Genomic DNA, 6,233 nt, shown 5'->3' with positions numbered 1-6,233 from the left:
TTTATCCTGAAAACAAAGAAAAAAATAATTTTGCAATTAATAGAATTGATATGATATGTTTTCTTTGTTAATAATTTGAAAAATCTACATAGTCTATTAAATTTATGTTTGATTTATTTTAAAGACATTATAGATAAGCAGAGGGGAAGGTAGATGATAGATCAGCATTGGGTAGAGTGAATAACTGTGAGTAACTTAAAGTAAAATCACTTTGTTTATTTTTGAGTTATTATATAATCTAGGAGAAGTAAGAAGGGGAGTGCAAATTTTGAAATTTGTCTTTGATTTAGATGGTACAATTTGTTTTAAGGGAAAACCAGTTTCAGAAAAAATTCTTGCATGTTTAGATAACATTAGTAAAAATGGTCACGAAGTTATATTTGCTTCTGCAAGACCTATTCGTGACATGCTACCTGTGATACATTCGCGCTTTCACGAATATACATTGATTGGCGGAAATGGATCTTTAATTTCTCAAAACGGAAAATTAATTTATTCAAAAGAGTTCGAGAAATCGCAACTAAAAAAGGTTCTTGCTTTGATAAATGAATTTCAAGCAACTTATTTAATTGACGGTGACTGGGATTATTCATATACTGGTCCAGATAATCATTCTATACTTAATAATCTAGATCCAGCTAAACTTGCTAAATCTGTTAAGGTGACCTCTTTAAATTCGATAGTTAAGATTTTAATCCTTACAGCAAGCGACATGGAAGAACTATCGAAGAGTCTAAGTTTATTAGATGTTGTTGTGCATAAACATAGAAATGAGAATGTAATAGATATTAGTCCAAAAGGTATTCACAAATGGAATGCACTGCAGGTATTAGGTGTCAAAGAAGGGGAATATGTAGCTTTTGGAAATGATGCGAATGATATAAGTATGTTCGAACATGCGGTATATTCAGTAATGGTTGGACATCATCCAGAATTAGCGCCATTCTCTAAAGAAAGTATCCCTATGGACATAGAATACGAAATAGAGATCATAAATAGGTTAGAGAAACTTTCTGAATTATACAGCCTAAGTCATAATTAAATGTTTAAAAACCCATTAATATATTTTAAAAATATTAGATATGGAATGCTTAACTATTGTAAAATGAAAAAATTGACTCTGAATAAAAAATTATTAAATAATTCTATAAAAGAACGATTCAATTAAATAAAAAAAGAGTGTTTTGATAAAAATCTTTTTTCAAGACACTCTTTTTCTTTTTATTTCTTCAAAGTTTATAGAGCTAATTTCTTATAATAAATGTTAGTGTAGTCTTTGAATAAAATTAGATTAAATTAATAACCCTTGATGAAAGAGGAAAGTAGAGAAAGCATATTTTGAAAGAACGATTGATCAAACCGTATTTTTCTATATCCACATGAGTCAATATTTTATAAAAAAGGTTGACTGAATCTACTTATCGAATATTCTGAACGTCAAAGTACCACACTTATACTAAATCCATCATATCCTTTGCTTCCTACAGTTTGTATTGCCGTTGAAGATAGTAGCGGTTCAGATGCAAGAGTATCGAAAAAACGGCGAACTCCCTGAACATTAGAATCAGTACTAATAGAATTTACTATCTCTCCATTTCGAACTACATTGTCCCCTATAATTACAGTACCTTTTCGAGCTAATTTAAGTGCGCATTTCAAATATTCCGCGTTATTTTGTTTATCGGCGTCAATGAAAATCATGTCAAATGGTTCGGCTCCCTCATTATACAAGTTCGACATTGTTTCAAGAGCAGGTCCAGTTCTTACTTCTACTAAATTAGATAGGCCAGCTCTTACGATATTTAATTTTGCAACTTCTGCATGATGATTTTCTAATTCAAGAGTAACTAAGTGCCCATCTTCTGGTAAGGATCGAGCTAACCAAATAGTACTGTAGCCTCCTAGAGTTCCAACTTCTAATATTCTTTTAGCTCCTTGAATTAATGCTAGTAAGTGAAGAAATTTTGCTTGATTGGGAGCAACGTCTATTGCTGGTAAGTCAGCCTCAGCATTCGTTGCCAATATTTCTTCAAAAATTGGGTCTTTGGGTAACAATTGATTTGTAATATATGTATCTACCTGATTCCACTTCTTTAAATTGCTCATTATAAAATCCCCTTTCATCGTTTACCATAATATTAGCAGTCTTGTTGGCACATACATTAATTTACCTCCATATTTAGTATACATTGTTCAAATTAGAATAAAGGGTCAGAAATTAACAATAATTGTCCCCTTTTAATGCAAGTTTTGAGTATATAAAACACACTACTTCAAACCCAGGAATGAAAAATACGCCTTTGGATCATCAACTCCAAAGGCGTATTTTCGCAACTTTATTTAAATTAACTGTTGGATTGTTAGTACAGCCTCATAGCCAAAATAAATACCAAAACAAATTAAAATAACACCTGCTGAAATGGAAATCCATTTCATTACAGTAGCGTTCACAAAGCGTCTACCAAAATGTATGGATGTAGCCATGAATAAATCCCATAGCATAATACCTGCAAAAATAGCTGTACTATACCATAGTGCTTGTTCTTTTCCAATTGTATTTATTGCACTAGTAAGAACAGAACCGTAAATTCCTATCCAAAATACAATATTTAATGGATTTGAGATTGCAATTGCAAATCCTGCTAAAAAAGATTTTAGAGGATGTTCTTTTTCGCCAGTTAAAGAATGATGTACTTGTTTAGGAGCATCCTTAATACTTTCATATCCTAAGTAAAGCATGGTAATAAAACCGAAAATCCAAATGCAAAGTTGAGCAATTGGAGTTGTTAGAAAAGTGGAAACCCCAAAATAAATGAGTAACATCATAATTACATCAGCTGACATAGCGCCTAATCCTACAAACCAAGCACTCCAAAATCCATTTTTAATGCCTTTATTTATTTGAGCCACATTGATTGGACCCACAGGAGCAGACAGGGAAACACCTAACAATATATAACTAAAGATCATGCTAATCATGTTTTTTTACACCTGTAATCGGACATCTCATTACACTTTCTTCATTTGTTTCAGGTAAAATATACTGTTTCCACTCATGTGAATTTTCAGCACCATAATCACCTATATCTGGATGCATTGAAATATTATCGTAGGCTAATAAGCGTTTCCTAATAACTTTACGGACTTGTTTTCCTTGTTTGGTATCACCTGTAATATCATCTAAGGTTCCGCGGGGTTGAAGGGTAATTTCAAGACCATTTTCTGTATATCTGCTTTGTCTTTCAGCATAGATAGGTGCTCGGCAAACTACAAATATAGGTTCTCCAGCAAAACAAAATTCCCATTTGGCATGGTAAGGATCTGTTGGGATTTCTGGATTCCATGGTTCGGGATCATTTTCGATTAAAAATTGTAGTACATTCCAAAATTGTTTTTTATATTCTTCTGCTAGTAATTGCTTACTTGAGGGTTTGAAGAATATCACTAGCGTAGTCCGCTTGGCAATTTGCTGATATGTCTTTATATATTCATAAATCCCATCTCTAAGCTTTAGCAGCTCTTTTTGATCATAAGCTGAGTCAATAAAAAGATATCTGGACCAACCATGTTTTTCGGAATCTACTGCAAAATAGCAAGGAAACGGTTTGGAATTATCCATAATACTTTCGTGGAAACTGTTGTAAGCGTGTATTTTCCAGTTTTCTAAGAAGTCATTATTCTTTTCATCAAGAATTCTATTTTGATTATACAAATAAGATTTTGTTAATTGGATTACCACTGTAATCCCTCCTTATTGTGAGTATAAAATTATTAATTGTTTTCATAAATTAAAATGTTGTTTTTCACTATATTTAAAATTTTATTGATATCCTCTGTGTGTATCTCGATTGTTAACTCAGGTACGCCTGGTGATAGTAGAAATTTATTATAATTATAGATCTTTTTATCTATAATAAGGGTAACCTCATCCTGATATCCGAAAGGGGCTACACAACCGGGAACACAGGAAGTCTTTTCAATCAACTCTTCAGCTGAACAAATTGAAACCCTCTTGCCAATTAGTTCTTTCATTGATTTTGAATCTAATTTTTCGCCTTCAATCGTAACTAGCACATAATTATGTCCGGTTTTATCTTTTAGAAATAAACTTTTACTTGGAACACCTTCTAAATTAAATCTTTTTCGTATTTCTCTATCTGTATCATAATCCAGATTGGGTTCATGCTTGTATTGCTGGTAAGAAATATTAGCTTGATCTAATAGTTGTATCACATGATTATACATAATTATCCTCCTTTATGATTTATGAAGTACATAAAAACTTTTTTTCAAAGTTAATTCTTGTTAATGTTTGTTTATGAAAAGGCACTTATAAAGTAATAGGGTTTGGTATCGAAAAAATTCAATATAAGGGTTATATTGGAATCTTTTTTAATATGTTAAACTTTTTAACTGTAGAAAGGTATTGATAAAATTTCTTTTAAATACGGAAATTCTGAGATGATTTTATTTTTGGAAATTTAGAAAAATGATTTTGATATTGAATAAGAGAATTTGTTTTTAAAGATTAAAATGTATCATTTAATGTTTTGCATGTAGTTTTCTTAGGCTTGTTACAATAAGGATTGTTCTCTATATAATTACATATTACTCTCGGTAGGAGTATTTAGGGCTTGGTTTGCTTCTTTTTTCATTATTAACAAAACAAGTATTATACTAATAACCAGTGAACTAACTCCAACTGATATGAAAGATGAGAATTGAAAAATTTTAACGTCCCAGAACAAGCCGGACAGGTAAGCTCCTAATGCAGCACCTATACCCATGGTAAGAACTGTGTAGGTAGTTTGTCTTTGGCTAATTAAATCTTGGTCTGCATTTAAACTTAAAATGTTCATAGCACAAATGTGATATAAAGCAAAGGTAAAAGCATGCATTAACTGTGAAATTACTAATAAAGTGATGCTTCCGACAAAAAGTTCTATTAATGTCCATCTTAGAATACCTAAAATAGAACACAATAAGAGAATAGATGAAACATTCATATATTTTAGAAGCCTATGACCATAAGCGAAAGTAACAATTTCGCATATAACTGCAAAAGCAATTAATGAACCTATTGCAAAACCAGTATAATTATTTTCCAACAACTTAATAGAAAAGAATCCATAATAAGGTGCATGTGTTAATTCAAATAAGAAAAATACAGAATAAAAAAGCAAAAGTTTTCTTTCAATAAAAATACTTTTTGATTTTTTTTTCGTAACCTCAATCGGTTCAAGGCGAATTAGTAGAATAGAGGAAATTAACAACATAAACCCTAAAAATATTAATATAAACCAAAAAGATAGTGGGCCGAATTTAATAAGAGCATGACTCGCCCAAACTGAAAAGAAAATAAATCCGATGCTTCCCCACATTCTAATGGTTGAGTATCGTTTCATGTCACCATTTAATTTTGATAATGAAATTGTTTCTATGTTGGGTAAAATAGATATCCAAAAAATATTTAGTAAGGAGAGTGCTATAACTATAGCCAAGCTATTTTTAACTTGAGTACCAACAAACAGAACGACTAAAAGGAGAACGCATTGTATAAGGTATATGCTTGCTAAATTTCTATTTAGTTTTGATATCAGTAGGAATACATATGGTCCTAATATTCTGGCTAGAATTGAAATGCCAAGGATTATCCCTATCTCTTTGCTACCAAAGTGTAATTGATTTAAAAAAAGGCCGGTTAGCGGAACTACAATAGCAAATGTTGCAAAGTATGAAAAGAAAGTAAAGGAACAGTACTTATCAAATGTTTTCATTTTTATCCACCTCTTTATTAAGATTGGTATTGTTATAGTAGTGATTGATCTGTATTAAGAACGTTTTTTTATTAGTTTGTAGCAACTTGTAATTAAAATTAATATATTCAGTTCTTAAGTGTATTTTATAATGCGGTTTAAATAATTTTTCTCCCAAGGATTAGTGGTTTGTAAATTGGAAAAATAATATATTTAGTGATCTTCCACATGCTTGAAATAATTCTTAGTGTCTGGCGTATTTTCAACAGTAATATTTTGGAGAGAAGCCTTTTTTGTTTGTTCCTTCATAGATTAGAAAGTTATTTAATATACAAGTAAATGGTTTATGTTTATAGACTGTATTTTTAACTGAAAGGAGGTAGTAGTTCTTATAATGAAACCGGTCCGGTATAAAACTCGACAGACCATCCAACCAATAAACTTCTTTTAAAAACATACTAATTTGAAGTTTTGTTC

At 30.9% G+C, this 6,233-nt stretch carries 6 protein-coding genes; 1 reads left to right on the top strand and 5 read right to left on the bottom strand.

Annotated elements, in window-relative coordinates; translation table 11 throughout:
- The first annotated feature begins 268 nt into the window (after positions 1 to 268).
- Positions 269 to 1,042: an HAD-IIB family hydrolase gene (locus tag ACO6VI_RS32530; RefSeq protein WP_065223471.1), complete on the top strand. Its 774-nt coding sequence runs from the start codon at positions 269 to 271 to the stop codon at positions 1,040 to 1,042.
- Between the two features lie 395 nt (positions 1,043 to 1,437).
- On the opposite strand, the gene ACO6VI_RS32525 is transcribed toward ACO6VI_RS32530, so the two are convergent.
- The 5 genes from ACO6VI_RS32525 to ACO6VI_RS32505 form a co-directional block, all read right to left on the bottom strand.
- Positions 1,438 to 2,106: an O-methyltransferase gene (locus tag ACO6VI_RS32525; protein WP_422425159.1), complete on the bottom strand. Its 669-nt coding sequence runs from the start codon at positions 2,104 to 2,106 to the stop codon at positions 1,438 to 1,440.
- A gap of 234 nt (positions 2,107 to 2,340) precedes the next feature.
- Complete coding sequence (locus ACO6VI_RS32520; protein WP_065223473.1) at positions 2,341 to 2,979, bottom strand: LysE family translocator; 639 nt, start codon at positions 2,977 to 2,979, stop codon at positions 2,341 to 2,343.
- Positions 2,972 to 3,739: a YqcI/YcgG family protein gene (locus ACO6VI_RS32515; RefSeq protein ID WP_065223474.1), complete on the bottom strand. Its 768-nt coding sequence runs from the start codon at positions 3,737 to 3,739 to the stop codon at positions 2,972 to 2,974. Before ACO6VI_RS32515 ends, ACO6VI_RS32520 begins: the two co-directional genes overlap by 8 nt.
- A 32-nt stretch (positions 3,740 to 3,771) precedes the next feature.
- Positions 3,772 to 4,245 (bottom strand): YbaK/EbsC family protein, encoded by a 474-nt coding sequence (locus tag ACO6VI_RS32510; RefSeq protein ID WP_065223475.1) that lies wholly within the window; start codon positions 4,243 to 4,245, stop codon positions 3,772 to 3,774.
- A 356-nt stretch (positions 4,246 to 4,601) separates the two neighbouring features.
- Positions 4,602 to 5,777 carry an MFS transporter gene (locus ACO6VI_RS32505; RefSeq protein WP_065223476.1) on the bottom strand — a complete coding sequence of 392 codons (1,176 nt, stop codon included), beginning with the start codon at positions 5,775 to 5,777 and terminating at the stop codon, positions 4,602 to 4,604.
- Positions 5,778 to 6,233 lie beyond the last annotated feature (456 nt).

It is taken from the genome of Bacillus sp. PSXD-155 (assembly GCF_049310765.1).
Classification (GTDB): Bacteria; Bacillota; Bacilli; order Bacillales; family Bacillaceae_G; genus Bacillus_A; species Bacillus_A cereus.
This window is presented reverse-complemented; position numbering and strand designations above follow the sequence as displayed.

What these genes read in the sequence shown, in the direction of transcription:
- ACO6VI_RS32525 (WP_422425159.1), bottom strand. Translation starts at nt 2,106, where the DNA reads ATGAGCAATTTAAAGAAGTGGAATCAGGTAGATACATATATTACAAAT.
- ACO6VI_RS32520 (WP_065223473.1), bottom strand. Translation starts at nt 2,979, where the DNA reads ATGATTAGCATGATCTTTAGTTATATATTGTTAGGTGTTTCCCTGTCT.
- ACO6VI_RS32510 (WP_065223475.1), bottom strand. Translation starts at nt 4,245, where the DNA reads ATGTATAATCATGTGATACAACTATTAGATCAAGCTAATATTTCTTAC.
- ACO6VI_RS32505 (WP_065223476.1), bottom strand. Translation starts at nt 5,777, where the DNA reads ATGAAAACATTTGATAAGTACTGTTCCTTTACTTTCTTTTCATACTTT.